The 597-nt window shown below is 56.6% G+C and carries 1 protein-coding gene; it reads right to left on the reverse strand.

The features are described from left to right. Positions 1 to 37: 37 nt before the first annotated feature. A complete protein-coding gene (locus tag DEM27_RS34920; protein WP_337250492.1) occupies positions 38 to 436 on the reverse strand; it encodes a recombinase zinc beta ribbon domain-containing protein in 399 nt (132 codons plus the stop codon). Between the last annotated feature and the right edge of the window lie 161 nt (positions 437 to 597).

A 597-nucleotide genomic window follows, 5' to 3' on the forward strand; every position in this document is an offset into this window, starting at 1 on the left:
CGCGCTCCGCACGTTGAGGCATCCGACCCGAACATCATCATGAGGCCATGACCTCGAAAAGGACCATGACCCCGGCACGGGCAAAACAGGCTTGACTAAGTCCCGCAATTAAAGGGCCGATTGACATGTCAGCGGCCTTGATAGCCGTCAGCAGCTTTGTCAATTCGCGCTCGATCTTGGCCATCTCGGTCTCGGCCCCAGCGATGCCCGCGCGGCCTTCGATGCGCAGCCGGTTCATCTCTTGCGTGAACACCGCGCAGAAGTGAGCGAACAACTCGGGATCGACGAGTTTTGTGCGAAGCGCATTCAGTACGCGCGTCTCCAACTCGTCGCGGCGGATGTTGGTTCGGTTGTCGCAGGTGCCTTTGTTCCGTGCCGTCGAGCAGCCGATCAGGGTCGCCGAGATCGCCGAATAATGAGACCTGTGCGCGGAAATTTATAGACGGCTGAATTTATTGATGATTCAATTTGTTCGTCGAATGATGGAGGTGTGTGATGAGCCGTCGCCAGATTGGTCAGGAAGCATTCGGGTTTGCAGTTGATCGGTCCGGCACTTCTTCGCTGGATGATCTTGCTGACCTGATCGATTGGGCACTG

It is taken from the genome of Rhizobium album, assembly GCF_003122325.1.
Taxonomy (GTDB): domain Bacteria; phylum Pseudomonadota; class Alphaproteobacteria; order Rhizobiales; family Rhizobiaceae; genus Metarhizobium; species Metarhizobium album.